11 protein-coding genes and 1 pseudogene are annotated in these 13,603 nt (G+C 57.5%); 8 read left to right on the plus strand and 4 right to left on the minus strand.

Annotated elements, in window-relative coordinates:
- Positions 1–882 (plus strand): annotated as a pseudogene (locus DY926_RS16545) (4-amino-4-deoxy-L-arabinose transferase); the annotation flags it as partial.
- 158 nt (positions 883–1,040) lie between these two features.
- On the opposite strand, the gene DY926_RS16550 reads toward DY926_RS16545, so the two are convergent.
- The 3 genes from DY926_RS16550 to DY926_RS16560 form a co-directional block, all read right to left on the minus strand.
- Positions 1,041–1,391 (minus strand): response regulator, encoded by a 351-nt coding sequence (locus DY926_RS16550; RefSeq protein ID WP_116704339.1) that lies wholly within the window; start codon positions 1,389–1,391, stop codon positions 1,041–1,043.
- A complete protein-coding gene (locus DY926_RS16555; protein ID WP_116704340.1) occupies positions 1,388–1,897 on the minus strand; it encodes an NUDIX hydrolase in 510 nt (169 codons plus the stop codon). The genes DY926_RS16550 and DY926_RS16555 overlap by 4 nt, the downstream gene beginning before the upstream one ends.
- 95 nt (positions 1,898–1,992) lie before the next feature.
- The gene (locus DY926_RS16560; RefSeq protein ID WP_116704341.1) at positions 1,993–2,376 is read right to left on the minus strand and encodes a hypothetical protein; all 384 of its coding nucleotides are present in this window, start codon (positions 2,374–2,376) and stop codon (positions 1,993–1,995) included.
- A 232-nt stretch (positions 2,377–2,608) separates the two neighbouring features.
- Here DY926_RS16560 and guaA point away from each other — a divergent pair, with 232 nt between their 5' ends.
- Positions 2,609–4,213, plus strand: coding sequence for a glutamine-hydrolyzing GMP synthase (guaA, locus tag DY926_RS16565; RefSeq protein WP_116704342.1), 1,605 nt, complete (start codon positions 2,609–2,611; stop codon positions 4,211–4,213).
- A gap of 294 nt (positions 4,214–4,507) precedes the next feature.
- Positions 4,508–5,764 carry a tyrosine-type recombinase/integrase gene (locus tag DY926_RS16570; RefSeq protein WP_116704343.1) on the plus strand — a complete coding sequence of 419 codons (1,257 nt, stop codon included), beginning with the start codon at positions 4,508–4,510 and terminating at the stop codon, positions 5,762–5,764.
- On the opposite strand, the gene DY926_RS16575 is transcribed toward DY926_RS16570, so the two are convergent.
- Positions 5,730–6,014: a helix-turn-helix transcriptional regulator gene (locus DY926_RS16575; RefSeq protein ID WP_116704344.1), complete on the minus strand. Its 285-nt coding sequence runs from the start codon at positions 6,012–6,014 to the stop codon at positions 5,730–5,732. The genes DY926_RS16570 and DY926_RS16575 overlap by 35 nt on opposite strands.
- Before the next feature lie 591 nt (positions 6,015–6,605).
- Between DY926_RS16575 and hsdR the strand changes: the two genes are divergently transcribed.
- Genes hsdR through DY926_RS16600 form a run of 5 tightly spaced genes read left to right on the plus strand, consistent with a single transcriptional unit; the run spans position 6,606 to position 13,446 of the window.
- Entirely contained in the window at positions 6,606–10,013 is a 3,408-nt protein-coding gene (gene hsdR, locus DY926_RS16580) for a type I restriction-modification system endonuclease (protein WP_116704345.1), read from the plus strand.
- Between the two features lie 17 nt (positions 10,014–10,030).
- A complete protein-coding gene (locus tag DY926_RS16585) occupies positions 10,031–11,509 on the plus strand; it encodes a class I SAM-dependent DNA methyltransferase (protein WP_116704346.1) in 1,479 nt (492 codons plus the stop codon).
- Complete coding sequence (locus tag DY926_RS16590) at positions 11,509–12,879, plus strand: restriction endonuclease subunit S (protein WP_241503291.1); 1,371 nt, start codon at positions 11,509–11,511, stop codon at positions 12,877–12,879. The genes DY926_RS16585 and DY926_RS16590 overlap by 1 nt, the downstream gene beginning before the upstream one ends.
- Positions 12,872–13,225 (plus strand): hypothetical protein, encoded by a 354-nt coding sequence (locus DY926_RS16595; RefSeq protein WP_116704348.1) that lies wholly within the window; start codon positions 12,872–12,874, stop codon positions 13,223–13,225. Before DY926_RS16590 ends, DY926_RS16595 begins: the two co-directional genes overlap by 8 nt.
- The gene (locus tag DY926_RS16600) at positions 13,222–13,446 is read left to right on the plus strand and encodes a restriction endonuclease (RefSeq protein ID WP_241503289.1); all 225 of its coding nucleotides are present in this window, start codon (positions 13,222–13,224) and stop codon (positions 13,444–13,446) included. The genes DY926_RS16595 and DY926_RS16600 overlap by 4 nt, the downstream gene beginning before the upstream one ends.
- Positions 13,447–13,603: the final 157 nt, after the last annotated feature.

The raw sequence follows: 13,603 nt of genomic DNA on the forward strand, positions 1-13,603 counted from the left end.
TGGGCGGCGCTCATGGGCGGGGTGGGTGTGGCGATGCTGTGTGTCACGCCGGTGGTCTGGTGGAACGCCACGCATGGCTGGGCCAGTTTCGCACGGCAGGGCGGGCGCACGGCGGACTGGCACCCCGGTCGCGCCTTCCAGTTCCTGAGCGAACTGCTGCTGGGGCAGGTTGGCCTGATGACACCCGGCATTGCCGCCTTTTTCATATGGGGGCAGGTCTGCCTGCTGCGGCGCGCACGGCAACTGCCCGGTGCGCGCCTGCTTGCCTGTATGAGTGTGCTGCCTGCATGTGTTTTCGTGCAGCATGCCGTGGGCGACCGGGTGCAGGCGAACTGGCCGGTCGTGATCTATCCCATGCTGGCAGTGGGCGCGGCGCTGGTGGTGTGGCGCTGGTGGCGCTGGGCCATGGGTGGGGGGCTGGTGATTGGCGCGCTGGTATATGCGCAGGCGCTGTTTGCCCCGCTGCCCTTATCCGCGCATACCGATGTCGCCCTGCGGCAGATGGCGGGGTGGCGCAGCCTTGCCGGGCAGATTGCCACCACGGCGCGGCCGGGAGAATTCATTGCCGCCTGTGACTATGGCACGGCAGCGGAACTGGCCACGGTCATGCCGCCCCGCTACCCGGTCGTGGGGATGGAGGCGCGCTGGGCGCTGTTCGATCTGCCGCATGGCGTGTCTGGCGATGGGATCATGGTGTGCAATCCCCGGCGCACATTCAGCCATGATGCATTCACATCCGTCGAGCGGATTGGAACGCTACTGCGCGGGCGGCATGGCCGGACGGCGGAAGCCGTTGACCTGTATCGCGTTCATATGCGCGATGACCTGTCTCCCGCCCTGCGCCTTAGCATTGCGTGCCTGCCTGCGTCTGGGGAGCGGTAGGTTTCACATCCACCCGTATCGCCCGAATGAATGTCCCGATACCCGTAAGCGTGGTTCAGGCCAGATGGGGGCGGACTTTCCGGCTATCGGACTTGCTGGAAGAAAAGCATGCAAAACCCCGCCGCAGGCATGTGCATTACGGGGCGTATGACACGTCCTTACCCCGCCAGCGGCAGGAACTGCCGGACCTGTTCCATCAGGGCTTTCATGCGGAAGGGTTTTTCCAGCAGGCACAGCGGGGCGTAACCGGCAAGCCGGTCCGGGTCGCCGCTCATGACAATAATATGGCTGCCGCGCGCGCGGGCGGTGGCGATCAGGTCATCGGGCGTGCCATCGGGCAATGTCAGATCCACCAGCACCAGTGAGAACGCATGGCCCTCAACCTGCCGCATGGCATCGGTCACGCCACTGCTTATGGTGGTGCTGATACCCTGCGTGCCGAGCATGGTGGCGACCAGTTCCGCTATTGTCGCTTCATCCTCGACAATCAGGGCTGAGAACTGGGTCATGACAGCATACTTTCGGTCCGATGTTTGGTGTGGTCGCCGGGAGCGCGGTTCTGGGTCGCCACGGGCCATGGGGCAATGCCGCGGTCGGACAGGGCCAGTTCCCCCAGTTCCAGCAGGCCGGGGCTGAAGGCGGCGGGATTGGCGCGTACCTGCGCCAGGTCGAACCAGCCCACTTCGCAGGCATCATCGCCCGCCGTAATCCGGGTCCAGCCATTGTCGTGGCATTTGACGGCCACGATCAGGTAATGGAAGCGGATATGGCCATTCCCGTCGCGGTCGATCAGGTCAAAGGCGGTCAGCGTGCCTTCGGCATGGGTTTCAAAGCCGGTTTCCTCACGCAGTTCCCGTGCCGCCGCATCAAGATAGCTCTCGCCATATTCAATGCGGCCGCCGGGAAAGCCCCATAAACCCTGATCGGGCGGGTTGCGCCTGCAAATCAGCAGCATGCGCCCATTACGGACAACAATGGACAGGACGGCGCCAGCGAGTGTCATGTTAGCAGACATGGGGGAACTATATCGGATCGTCGGCGCGCATCCATGCCTGTATCCGGCACGGGTGTTCCCGATTGCGTGAAGGGCGGGGCCGTAAATGCCCCGGGCTAGCGTTTCAGCACGATATGCGCCCGGCAGCGTGGGGTGCCATAGGTGCCGACCATGGTGTCGCCCTCCGGGTGGGCCTCGAACACCATGGGGAAGGGCGCGCCGGAGGGCTGCTGGATCAGGGCCTCGGTATGGTAGTGGGTGCTTCCCTTTTCCACTACGCCACGCAGGGCGATCGAGCCATCGGCCGGGGTGAAGGCGAGGCGCTTCGTCCCGACCTGGAAGGTGGAGGTATCGCGGGTTTCATCACACGTGCCCTGATCGGTCACGAGCCTGCCCGTCCACAGCCCGGTGGGGTCATGCTGGGCGTCCGCCATGGCCGCGCAGGAGAAAAAACCGACGAGGCAGGCGACAGTCAGTGGCGCAAGGTGGCGTATGGTCATGTGACAACCCTATAATCCGGTCAGGAAATGTTTTCAAAAGGTTCCGTGGTGGGGCGTGCCGGTGGTCCGGACCGTGTGAAGCCGTTATCTTGTGAAAACCGGCCGGAAATGCCCTCCTGCCCGAAGGTTCATATTGTGCTATCCGGGTGGGAAAGACTATCTCACGCTTGCAATATGTTCCCGGCGCATGCTGGAAGCCTAGTTTATCTATAATGCCGTGACCGAAAGACACATGATGAACGATACCGTGAATACAGCTTCCCCCCCGGCAGGGCTTGATGAAACCCTGCACGAGGATCGTATTCTGATCCTGGATTTCGGCAGTCAGGTGACGCAGCTTATCGCCCGGCGCGTGCGTGAAAGTGGCGTGTATTGCGAGATCTGGCCCTATTCCAGCAGCCCGGAGCGTATTCGCGCCTTCGCGCCCAAGGGGATCATCCTTTCCGGCAGCCCGGCCAGCGTGCTGGATGAAAACGCGCCGAAAATACCCGATGTGGTCTTTGCGCTGAATGTGCCCGTACTGGGCATCTGCTACGGGCAGCAGGCCATGTGCCGCCAGCTTGGCGGCACTGTCGAGACGCACGAGCATCGTGAATTCGGCCGCGCGCACATTGATATCATCAAGGATTGCGCGCTGTTCCGCGGCACCTGGGCACGCGGTGGGCGTGAGCAGGTATGGATGAGCCATGGCGACCGCGTGACGAAGCTGCCGCCGGGCTTCCAGGCCGTGGCCGTGAGCGAGGGCGCGCCGTTTGCCATCATCGCTGATGAAGGCCGCCGCCTGTATGGCGTGCAGTTCCACCCCGAGGTGGTGCACACCCCGCATGGTGCCGCCCTGCTGCGCAACTTCACCCATGATGTGGCCGGCTGCCGGGGTACATGGACCATGGCCGGTTTCCGTGACATGGAAATTGCCCGCATCCGCCAGCAGGTGGGCAAGGGGCGTGTGATCTGCGGCCTGTCCGGCGGGGTTGATTCCTCGGTTGCGGCAGTGCTGATCCATCAGGCCATCGGTGACCAGCTGACCTGTATTTTTGTTGATCCCGGCATCCTGCGCGCGGGTGAGGCGGATGAGGTCATCCGTACCTTCCGTGACCGCTTCAATATCCGCCTGATCCATCGTGATGCATCGGACCTGTTCCTGTCGGCGCTGGAGGGGGTGAGCGACCCCGAAATCAAGCGCAAGACAATCGGCCGCCTGTTCATCGAGGTGTTCGAGGAAGAAGCCGCGAAGCTGGGTGGTGCCGAATTCCTGGCGCAGGGCACGCTGTATCCGGATGTGATCGAGAGTGTCAGCTTCACGGGTGGCCCTTCGGTCACGATCAAGTCGCACCACAACGTGGGCGGCCTGCCCGAGCGGATGAAGATGCAGCTGGTCGAGCCGCTGCGTGAACTGTTCAAGGACGAGGTCCGTGAACTTGGCCGCGAGATGGACATACCCGAGGCCATTGTTGGGCGTCATCCTTTCCCCGGGCCGGGGCTGGCCATCCGTATTCCCGGTGCGATCACGCGCGAAAAGCTGGATCTGCTGCGGCGGGTTGATTCCATCTTCCTTGAAGAAATCCGCACGGCGGGACTGTATGATGCCATCTGGCAAGCCTTCGCGGTCCTGCTGCCCGTGCGCACGGTGGGTGTTATGGGAGATGGCCGTACATATGACTACGCCTGCGCCCTGCGCGCCGTCACCAGCACGGATGGCATGACGGCCGATATCTATCCGTTCGACATGTCCTTCCTTAACCGCGTGGCTGGTCGTATCGTCAACGAAGTGCGTGGCGTGAACCGCGTGACTTACGATATTACGTCCAAGCCGCCGGGGACTATTGAGTGGGAATGATTCACAAGGGGTCCTGAAGTATCCCACTCCCTCCCTGAACCCTACTTAACATACTGAAATAAAAAGTTAATGTCGTCGTCTGCTATTGCAGACTATCGATGTGCACAGGTTGGTTTTGACGGTATGCGTGACGGACCTCGTCAGGCTTGCCAGTTGGGAATTGTGTGAATACCGTCATGGGCAGATGGGCCTGTGACGGTATTTTTTTACAATAAGTCTTTGTAAAAAGCTGCTTTTTTGCCGAAACAGCCCGCCAAAATCCCTTGACGGTATTTTCGGGTCGGAGGCGGTGCAATGCTTACGGATGCTGCAATTAGACCGTTGAAACCAAAAGGAAAAAAATACAAGGTCGTGGACCGTGACGGGATGTATGTCCTCGTCACGGAAAAAGGCGTGGTGTCCTTTCGAATGGACTACCGTCTGAATGGACGGCGCGAGACCGTGTGTTTCGGGAAATACGGTCCAGGGGGACTATCGCTCGCGCGTGCACGGGAGAAGTGTATTGATGCGAGACGCGCTCTTGCGGAAGGAATTTCTCCGGCGATCGAGAAGCAGCGCAACAAGCGGCGCCTCAAGGAGGCCAAAAGCTTTGGCAAGCTGGGAGAGAAATGGCTGCAGGCTGCAGCAATGGCCGATAGCACCCGGGCCATGCGTCGCGCAATTTTCGAACGGGAACTGCTTCCTGTCTGGAGCAATCGTCTTCTGACCAAGATCACGCCGAATGATCTCAGGACGCATTGTGCAGCGATAGTCGATCGCGGTGCGCCGGCGACGGCGATACACGTTCGAGATATTGTAAAGCAGGTCTACAACTTTGGTATTTTGCACGGAGAGAAGGTTGCCAATCCTGCCGACGAGGTCGGACCCTCATCGATCGCGACCTTCGTTCCCAGGGACCGTGCACTTTCTCCCGCTGAAATTCGGGTGTTGTTCCGGGTGATAGAAAACGTACCGACGTTGCCGACCATCCGCCTGGGAATGCGGTTCTTTTTACTGTCCATGGTCAGGAAAAGCGAATTGCAGGACGCTGTCTGGGATGAAGTTGATTTCGAGAATGCTGTCTGGACAATTCCTAAAGAACGCATGAAGCGTTCAAAGGCACATAATGTGTATCTCTCTCATCAGATGCTGGACATATTGATCGCATTGAAAACGTGTGCAGGAAATTCACGTTACCTACTACCGTCTCGCTATGATGCAGACGCGCCGATGTCCCGCGCGACATTCAATCGCGTGACCTATTCGGTCGTCGATCAGGCCAAAAAGGATGGGCTGTCGTTGGAAGCTTTTACGGTCCACGACCTTCGTCGCACCGGATCAACGCTTCTGAATGAATTGGGCTTCAATAGCGACTGGATTGAGAAATGTCTTGCTCATGAAGACGGGCGTTCCTCGCGGGGCGTCTATAATAAAGCAGAATACGAGCTACAACGGCGTCATATGATGCAGGAGTGGTCGAACACCGTGGATGCCTGGATCGCAGGTAAGAAATACGTGCCCAACCTGGTGTCACCATCTATGCCGTTGTTCGAGCCGGATCCTGCCCTTTGATCGGGCGCGTTCGCCTCTGCCTTACGTCGGGACCTCTTGCCGGCATACTTGGTTTCGAACGCCGCTCTTCCAACCATGCTTCCACTTCGGCCAGGTCCCATACGACACAGCGTGGCGAAAGACAGAAGCGGCGCGGGAAGTCACCGCATTGTTCCATTTCGTAAATTGTGCTGTCGGCTAGTGGCACCATTTCACGCAGCTGGCGTCGACGGATTGATTTCCGGGGAGACGATATGGCTCTGGCGTGCATTGATCTAACCTTTCCTATTGGCGCTAATAATAAGAGCCAATAGGTATCATTGTGCGGAAGTGTATTTTCTATCGTAGGAACAAACGGGATAGAAACGGATAAAAATAGGATAGGGGCAGCTGTTTATATAGGATCTGGATGTCTGTACAGCATAAGGTCAGTCTGTGAAGAGACAGTTCTCAATGCGTATGCCCTGTTGCATGATTGGCGGATCGTCAGAATACGCCTCATATCGGACATTTAATCGGGCGTCATTGCTTTCTAAAACCAGAAATAGCCTGAAGGCATCCTACCCAATCTGTTTGGAAGATCACGCTGCCATGGCGAACGCAGCTCTACCGCCGGGTCGCTCACGTGGTTCCATCCATATTTTTAACGACTGGTATAAGAATATCGAGATACTATCGGACTAGGTCTACAAGGCGATAGTCGACGGAAGTGAAAAAGCTTATCGCGGATTGCCCTCTGGAAACGTTCTGACGATAGCACATCCCATTATGCAGTCACCCTTATCCGGTGCTCGGTTTGACTATCCCGACATTATGACAGAGATTATTTTTGCAGATGGGATCGCAGCATAAGGTTTGGCGGATGAAGGAGAGGGTGGAACAGGCTGGTAATTTTGCCTTTCTGGCAAAAGCTGCGCCAGAACTGACCAAATTGGGCCGGCTCGCCGAACATTTCTTCCTTCTCGACCCGCCGACATCTCTAATCAAGACGCGGCAGTTCGCGGAACTGACGGCCAAGGATATCGCCGCCAGGCATGGTGAACTGCCCGACACGCGCGCTACCTTTGACGACGTCCTCCGCGTCCTTCAGAGGCGCGGATTACTGCAACGTCAGATTGCCGACCTGTTTTTTCATATCAAGCGCGTCGGCAATACAGCGGTCCATGAAAACGCAGGCACACGTTCTGAAGCGCTTGAAGCGCTTAAAATGGCCCGGCTGATCGGCGTCTGGTTCCATCAGGTTTACAATCAGGCCCCCAATTTCCATGCCGGACCGTTCGTCCCGCCCCGGCTGCCGGAAGACGCGACACCGGCTCTGCGTGAGGAAATCGAAGCCCTGCGCAAAGCCGTTTCCGATAGTGCGGACGCCGAAGCCAAGGCCCGCATGGCCGCGCAGGAAGCGATCGCCGCGCAGGCAACCCTCCAGGAGCGCGCGGCCAAGGAAGCTGAAGACCGCGCATTCTGGGAGACTTACGCCGCCGAGGCGGACCGGGAACGTCAAACAGCCGAACGCACTCTGGCGCAGGTGCAGGCTCAGGCCGTCGCCTCGCCTGTGGCAGAACTTTCGGGTCTGGCGCAGATGGCCGATCAGAAAGCGCAGGAACTGGAGATCGACGAGGCCACCACGCGCGTGCTCATTGACGCGCAGCTTCGTGCCGCAGGCTGGGAAGCAAACAGCAGAACGCTCCGCCATGCCAGAGGCACGCGTCCCGAAGCGGGGCGAGCGGTCGCCATTGCGGAATGGCCGACCGAAAGCGGTCGCGTCGATTATGCGCTCTTTATTGATGGTCAGGCTGTTGGCGTCATCGAAGCCAAGCGTTCCATCAGGAACGTGGCTGGACGCCTTGGACAATCCAAACGCTACGGTCAGGATATCATCCTGACTCTCGAACAAAAACTGACTTTCACCCCATCAGACGATGCCACGGCGTTTCGTGTTCCGTTCATATTCGTGACCAACGGCCGTCCCTATTTCAAGAGACTGGAGGCCCTCTCCGGCATCTGGTTCTGGGACGCACGCACCGGCGAACCACCACGCGCCCTGATGGACTGGTTTTCCCCGCGTGATCTGACTGCACGGCTGGAACAGAAACTCGATCCCGCCGCTCTGGCGAAGACGGACCGCCAACTCGGCGTGACGGGATTGCGTGATTACCAGATTGAAGCGGTTCATGCCGTCGAGGCGGCCATCTCCAATGGGCAGCGTCGCCTTCTCATCGCTATGGCGACCGGAACCGGCAAAACCCGCCTTGCCATCGCGCTGATGTACGAGCTTCTCCGCGCCCAGCGGTTCCGGCGCATCCTGTTTCTGGTCGACCGGAAAGCCCTCGGTATCCAGACGCTGGATTCCATGAGCAATACCGAAACCGCCAGCCTGCTCAAATTCGATAAGATCTTTCCGATTGCCGGAATGGACAAGGCGATCCCCGACCTTGAGGATCGGGTTCAGGTTTCCACTGTACAGGCCATGATCCGTCGCCTTTTCGACAACCCGGACGGCCAGCATCCGACACCGGGCAGCTACGATCTCATCATCGTCGATGAGGCGCATCGTGGCTATGTGCTGGATGCCGAATTGCGGGATGACGATCTTGGTTTCCGCAATCTGGACGATTACCTCTCTGCCTATCGGCGTGTCCTCGATTATTTTGACGCCACCCAGATCGCCCTGACGGCAACTCCTGCTCTACACACAAGGGAGATTTTCGGCGCACCGGTCTTTCACTACAGCTATCGTCAAGCCGTCATCGCGGGGCATCTCATTGACCATCGCCCGCCACGCCGCATCACGACAGCTCTCAGCCAGACGGGCATTCACTTTGACGCGGGCGAGGAAGTCGCCGTCGTGGACTCCCGCACCAATCAGGTCGACCTCTTCGATCTTGAAGACGAAGTCGATTTCGAAGTCGCCGAGTTCAACAAGAAGGTCCACACGGAAGCCTTCAACCGTGCGGTGGCCACCGCTGTCGCGCTGGAATGCCCGCCGGACAAGCCCGGCAAGACCCTGATCTTCGCGGCCCGCGATACGCACGCCGATATTCTGGTCAAGGCGCTGCGTCAGGCGTTAATCGAAGAATACGGTCCCCAGCCACATGACATGGTCGAGAAGATCACCGGCGAGGTCGATCGCCCGAACGAACGGATCAAGGTCTTCCGTAGTGATCCTCGTCCGAAATATGTCGTGACCGTCGATCTGCTGACCACGGGGATCGACATCCCCTCCATCGTCAATCTCGTCTTCGTGCGGCGCGTCAACAGCCGTATCCTGTATGACCAGATGATCGGACGCGCGACACGCCGGTGCGATGAGATCGGCAAGGAATATTTCCGCATTTTCGATGCGGTCGATATTTACGCCAATCTGCAAACCGTCACCGACATGAAGCCGGTGGTGGTCAATCCCTCACTCAGCTTCGCGACCCTTCTTGGCGATCTGAACCGCGCCACCACGGATGAAGACCGCACCTGGGTCCGCGATCAGATCATCGTAAAACTGCGCCAGCGCGTCCGTCACATCGACCCCGAATACGCCGCACCGCTTGAAGCCGTGCTTGGCCCGCTGGCCGCCCTGCCAGACCAGCTCCGTGACGCACCACCATCGGCGACGGCGGACCTGTTCGCCCGGCATCCTTCCCTCGCGACCATCCTCGACCACGCGGGGAACCGCCAGCGCCCGAACGGTATCTATATCTCGGAGCATGAGGACGAGCTTGTCTCCATCACCGATACCTTCGGGAAACAGGCCAGCCCCGCCGATTACATCGAAAGTTTCGAGGCCTATATCCGCGCCAACATGAACGCGCTTCCCGCCCTGATCGCGGCAACACAGAAGCCCCGCGATCTGACACGGCAGGACCTCAAGGACCTCGCCACCGCACTGGATGAACACGGTTTCTCCGAAGCCAGTCTCCGCCGTGCTTACGGCACCGCACGCAACGCCGACATCGCCGCCCACATTCTCGGCTTCGTCCGTCAGGCGGCTCTCGGCGATCCACTGGTGCCTTACGCAACCCGCGTGGAAAACGGCGTGCAGAAGATCCTTGCGTCCCGAAACTGGACACCCAGACAGACACAATGGCTGAACCGTATCGGCCGCGCCCTGAAAGACCAGCCCGTGGGCGACCCAGCCTTACTGTCCGACCCGCTATTTGCACAACAAGGTGGCTTTGACGTAATCAACCAGACCTTTGATTCTGGCCTAAGTGATGTATTGAAGGATCTCAATGCTGCCATCTGGTCCGACGGATCAGAAGGAGGCCGAGCCGCGTAACAGGAAGTGTCTGACGTATGAATCCCGCTGTCGATCTGGTGAACAAACTCTGGCGCCTGTGCGCGCTGCTCCGTAAAGATGGCGTTACTTATCAGCAATACGTCACGGAACTGACCTATCTGCTCTTTCTGAAAATGGCGTCCGAGCAGAAGGACGAGACGCGTATTCCCGCACAATACCGCTGGAAAACCCTGAAAAGCGCCAACGAGACCGAGGTTCTCAGACTCTATAAGCAAGCCCTGATCGACCTTGGAGACGGGGAAAAGGTTTCTGACCGCGCCATTGTCTCCATTTTCCAGAATGCCTCGACCATCGTGCGCGATCCGGCCAACCTGCGAAAACTCATCAATGCCATCGACGAACTGCACTGGTTCACGGAAGAGCGGGATTCTTTCGGTGATGCCTATGAAGGCCTGCTCCAGCGTATGGCGGAAGAGACCAAACGCGGCGCTGGTCAGTATTTCACCCCCCGCGCCCTGATCGACGTCATGGTCCGTCTGATGCAGCCGGAAGCAGGCGAGATCATCGAAGACCCGGCCTGCGGCACTGGCGGCTTCCTGATTGCCGCCAATCTGCACATGAAAGCCGAGACGGACGATTACTTCACCCTGTCCCCCAAACAGCAGGCCTTCCAGCTTCAGGACGCGTTGCGCGGCATCGAGAATGTTCCGGACACCTATCGCCTGCTACTGATGAACCTCTATCTGCACAGCATCGATCCGAACAATATTATGCTCGGCGACACGCTCAGTCCGACCGGTGCGCGCCCGCAGTTCAAAAATGTTGATCTGATCCTGACCAACCCGCCTTTCGGTCCCGCAGGTGGGCCGCCGACGCGCGACGATCTGACGATCACCTCGGCCGTCTCCTCCTACCAGCTTCCCTTCGTGGAACACTGCATTCGCGCCCTGAAGCCGGGCGGTCGGGCCGCCGTCATCATCCCGGATAACGTGCTGTTCGATGACGGGCGCGGTAAGGCCCTGCGCAAAATGCTGATGAACTGGTGTGAGCTGCACACGATCCTGCGCCTTCCCGTCGGCATCTTCTACGCGCAGGGCGTGAAAACAAACGTGCTGTTCTTCACCCGTTCGGAAGACGAAGCGCCGGTGAAAGACGCCACAAAAGCCGTCTGGATCTACGACGCCCGTTCCGGCGCGCCGTCCTACGGCAAGACCAACCCGTTCGGTACCAGCGATCTCGATGATTTCGTCAAAGCCTTCGGCTCGGACCGTAATGGACGCGCAAAACGCAAGGATCAGGGCGAGGAAGGCCGCTTCCGTCGTTTCACACGCGAGGAGATCGCGGCAAGAGGCGACAATCTCGATATCACCTGGCTGAAAGACACGACCGATCAGGCCGAAGACGGGCTGGAAACGCCGGAGGATATTGCGGCAGCTATCGAAGGCCATCTGAAATCGGCTCTGGAAGAGATTGCGGCGCTGATGGCGGAACTTGAAGGGGATGCGGTGGATGTCGGCGTGGAGGCAGCGGAGTGATGTTGCCGCAGGGATGGGTTGAGGCCGAAGCTAGTGAAGTTGGGACATGGGGTAGCGGGGGCACACCAAAATCGACAGAAGCCACTTATTATAATGGGAATATCCCTTGGATCCGCAGTGGAGATCTTCCTGATCAAGAGATCACAAAATATGAGATCCAAATTACTGAAGCTGGTCTGAACGCGTGCGCAGCAAAATGGGTGCCGACGAACAGTGTTTTAGTCGCCCTGTATGGTGCAACAATCGGGAAAATCGGCATAACCACCTATCCCGTTACGACAAACCAAGCAGTGGCATTTTGCACCCCATGCGAGGCCATTAACCCTCGCTATTTGGCAAAGTATTTTCTCTCGATCAGAGAGAAACTTATTTCCCTTGCACAGGGTGGAGCACAACCAAATATTAGTCAGATAATACTAAAACAACAGATAGTGCCGCTTCCCCCTCTCGCCGAACAACGCCGCATCGTCGCCAAACTGGACAGCCTGACCGCCCGCATTGCCCGTACCCGCAAAAAAATGGAACACGTATCGAATACTGTTTCAGATTTAAAAAAGAAAATATTGCTTTTTGCATTTTCAGGAAAGTTATCAAATTCTGAGTATCACCATGAAAAATGTTCTGTTGAAGTAAAATCAGTATTCCAGGATGACCAGGAGCGCGGACAATGGTCAGAAACTTCATTGCCTTCATCCTGGAAATGGGTAGAATTCAATCAATTCTTTAGTGATGTAACAGATTCAAAGAAAAAACTCCCTGCCAATCTTTATATGGATTCCGGGGAGTTTCCTGTGATCGATCAGGGGAAATCTATTATTGGGGGATATACAGACAGAAAAGATCTCATCCATACAGCAAGTGATCCTGTAATTATTTTCGGAGATCATACCCGATCAGTAAAGCTAATCCATCCTCCGTTTGTACAAGGAGCCGATGGCGTAAAAGTTCTTAGCCCCTCTGAAAATGTATGTGTTGATTATGCTTACTACGCTATGCTTGCGATAGAAATTCCAGATAAAGGTTACAGTCGGCATATGAAATTTGTACGCCGAGCAATGTGGCCCCTTCCCCCTCTTCCTGAACAAAACAATATTGTTCGGAAAATTAATCATGTATTTGCTCGCGCCAACCTCATCGAAAAAGAAGCCAAACGCGCCCTGTCTCTCCTCGAACGCCTCGAATCCGCCCTTCTTGCCAAAGCCTTCCGGGGCGAACTTGTCCCGCAGGACCCAGATGACGAACCCGCCAGCGTGTTGCTCGACCGCGTCCGGGCAGAACGTGCTGCGGCTCCGAAACCGAAAAGAGGGCGCAGACAGTCCATTCAAGACATGCCACTTCCTAGGAAACGGCAGACAGAAAAGCATGGCTGAGGAACCGTCCCTCGCAGACGAAAAATGGGTTCGCATAATGGGCGAATACGACTGCGAAGGCGTCTGGCATCGTGACGGATGCTTGACATGTGCGGATGAGCTTCCTGTCAGCGGGAGACTGCGGGAGCGGCTTCGTGCATGGGCGCAACGCTATAATAACTTTGATTTTCCGCCTGAAGAAAACAGTCCGCCGTTCGACATGGAAACCTTCGCCCGAGACGGTCTGGAAATCGCCCGTGCGATCAAGGCGGAATTGCCAGACTGGACGGTCATTTATTTCGATGAATCCAAAGCGGATTATAAAAACCGCTCTCAACCACGATCGCAATATGAATACGAGGTTTGATCGAACACCATGTGGGACACAGATCACACAAAGGCGTGTTCGTCACCACTTCATCCTTCAGCGCCCCGGCGATGGACTTCGTACGTCATCTGAGCCAGCGCATCATTTTGATTGACGGCGCAGCATTGGCTGATCTGATGATCGAACATGGCGTCGGTGTGCGCGTCAGTCGTGCCATAGAGATCAAGAGAATCGATCTGGATTTCTTCGACCTCAGCTAAACGATCTGCTGCAAGTAGATATGTATGTCCGGTTTATTGATCTCCAAGCGTAAACCGGACCTTCCGCTGTCCTGAAGGGTTTCGGGCGCCGCGAGGCGTACGAAAGTCTGGGAAGACCGAACCCGCGACACCGGGACTCAGTTATGGGGAATTTGCA

The sequence above is a fragment of the Komagataeibacter melaceti genome, from assembly GCF_003403295.1.
Taxonomy (GTDB): domain Bacteria; phylum Pseudomonadota; class Alphaproteobacteria; order Acetobacterales; family Acetobacteraceae; genus Komagataeibacter; species Komagataeibacter melaceti.

Bases quoted from the DNA above. Each gene is read 5' to 3' on its own strand.
- DY926_RS16595 (WP_116704348.1), top strand. From the start codon at position 12,872: ATGGCTGAGGAACCGTCCCTCGCAGACGAAAAATGGGTTCGCATAATG.
- guaA (WP_116704342.1), top strand. From the start codon at position 2,609: ATGATGAACGATACCGTGAATACAGCTTCCCCCCCGGCAGGGCTTGAT.
- DY926_RS16555 (WP_116704340.1), bottom strand. From the start codon at position 1,897: ATGTCTGCTAACATGACACTCGCTGGCGCCGTCCTGTCCATTGTTGTC.
- DY926_RS16590 (WP_241503291.1), top strand. From the start codon at position 11,509: ATGTTGCCGCAGGGATGGGTTGAGGCCGAAGCTAGTGAAGTTGGGACA.
- hsdR (WP_116704345.1), top strand. From the start codon at position 6,606: ATGAAGGAGAGGGTGGAACAGGCTGGTAATTTTGCCTTTCTGGCAAAA.
- DY926_RS16560 (WP_116704341.1), bottom strand. From the start codon at position 2,376: ATGACCATACGCCACCTTGCGCCACTGACTGTCGCCTGCCTCGTCGGT.
- DY926_RS16570 (WP_116704343.1), top strand. From the start codon at position 4,508: ATGCTTACGGATGCTGCAATTAGACCGTTGAAACCAAAAGGAAAAAAA.
- DY926_RS16575 (WP_116704344.1), bottom strand. From the start codon at position 6,014: ATGCACGCCAGAGCCATATCGTCTCCCCGGAAATCAATCCGTCGACGC.
- DY926_RS16585 (WP_116704346.1), top strand. From the start codon at position 10,031: ATGAATCCCGCTGTCGATCTGGTGAACAAACTCTGGCGCCTGTGCGCG.
- DY926_RS16550 (WP_116704339.1), bottom strand. From the start codon at position 1,391: ATGACCCAGTTCTCAGCCCTGATTGTCGAGGATGAAGCGACAATAGCG.